The sequence below is a fragment of the Oligoflexus sp. genome (assembly GCF_035638955.1).
Lineage (GTDB): Bacteria > Bdellovibrionota_B > Oligoflexia > Oligoflexales > Oligoflexaceae > Oligoflexus.
In genome coordinates this window covers 1-1,598 of the sequence record NZ_DASQYZ010000356.1, presented here as the reverse complement: position 1 = coordinate 1,598, position 1,598 = coordinate 1, and the positions used below count along the sequence as shown (strand labels likewise).

Sequence of the window (1,598 nt, the reverse complement as noted above, 5' to 3'; positions counted from 1 at the left end):
ATCACGGTTGTATTGATTGAACTTGCCTTTAATGAACAGGCCCCGACGCCTGAGAAGTGGCTTTTGAACTTCATTGATCAGGGTGGTTTTGCCAATGCCCGAAGTCCCTGCGACAAGGATCATCTGCGCCTCCTTGCGGCTGAACACCTTTTCAAATGCCTCTTCAAGAAGCCTGATTTCCTTCTCCCGGCCATAGCACTTTTGACTTACGGAAAAATAGCGCGGCACATCCTTTGTGGCGAGTTGAAAATGGCTCTGCCTGTCCCCCGCGGCCCACCGCCTTTGGGCCTCCTTAATATCAGCAATAAGTCCAAAACCACTTTGGTAACGGTCCTCGGCCCCTTTGCTCAGGAGCTTGAGGATGATGCCGCTCAGAGACGGGGGAACCTCCCGCCCGGGAGCCTGGGGCGGACGCGGCGTCTCTGATATGTGGGCCGACACACAGGCCAAAGGATCGTCGGTCGGAAAGGGTGGCTCACCGGAGACCAGCTCATAAAGCACAGCCCCAAGGGAATAATAATCGCAGCGATAATCAAGGCTCCTGTTCATGCGTCCCGTTTGTTCCGGAGCAATATACTGAAGGTGCCCTTCAAGCTGACTCAGATGCTCGACCTTTGGGTGCTCGCGGGAAAGCAGGGTCGATATCCCGAAATCGATAAGGCGGATTTCCTTAAGGTCGTCGGAGACGAGAATGTTATCAGGGCTGATATCCTTATGGATGATCAGCCTGTCATGAACAATGTCGATGGCTTCAACCATGGATATGGCAAGGCTGAAAATCTGTTCGATTGCAAGTGGCGATTTTCTTTCCGGCAAATGCCTGCGAAGTGAAAGCCCTTTGAACCTTTCCATGACGATATAAATCCGGTCGGCTTCCTTGATCAGGTCAAAAGCCTTAAGGAAATAGGCGCCATTCAAAGTATGGAAAAAGCTGAACTCCTGCTCCAGGCGAAGTGCTGCCAGACTGTTATTGTGCCTGTCGGGAACGACCTTAAGGACGACCTCCTCCTGCGCATCCGGATCCATACAAACGTAGACCATATTAGGGGAAGAGGAATGGAGAGTTTCAATTATTTGGTATTTACCTAATTTTTCCATATTTCCCACACACTATAAAATGGATTAAAGGCAGTAAGATCTTTATGATTATGCAATATTGTAGCCTGTTTCCGAAATCACCACCAAATGAACATTAGGATTTGTCCATATACGACCGCTTGATTCCGCATTTCGATTACCGAAAAGAGGCTTGGAAGTGGTGGGAGCGTAAATAGGTTCACTCCTGCAGAGTCTTGCTTTCAGGCTATGGGTTCAATACAAACGATTCTTCGATCAAATCCTTGGGCATCAAAATGCTGCTTCGGAGCGGACGTTTCCGATATGGTGCCTGCTTTGGTTATCGACGCCGTCTATCCCTCCGCCTCGAGCGGTGCCCAGGCAGTGGGGTTCGGGGGCAGTGTAAGGACCCCCAATTCGCAAACCAATTAAGCTGCAAATCGTTCCATCCATTCGGACGGAGTTAACATGTCAAGAGACCGATGCGGTCTCTCGTTGTGATAGACATCAATGAACGAAGCGATGGCACTTCGTGCTTGCTC

2 protein-coding genes are annotated in these 1,598 nt (G+C 50.1%); both read right to left on the bottom strand.

The features are described 5' to 3' along the window. Positions 1–1,098 (bottom strand): protein kinase domain-containing protein (locus tag VE954_RS31520; protein ID WP_324960489.1); only part of this gene is annotated, 1,098 nt, incomplete at its 3' end. A gap of 386 nt (positions 1,099–1,484) precedes the next feature. Next, the coding region (locus VE954_RS43925; RefSeq protein ID WP_349263836.1) for an integrase core domain-containing protein at positions 1,485–1,598 on the bottom strand (114 nt) is incomplete at its 5' end.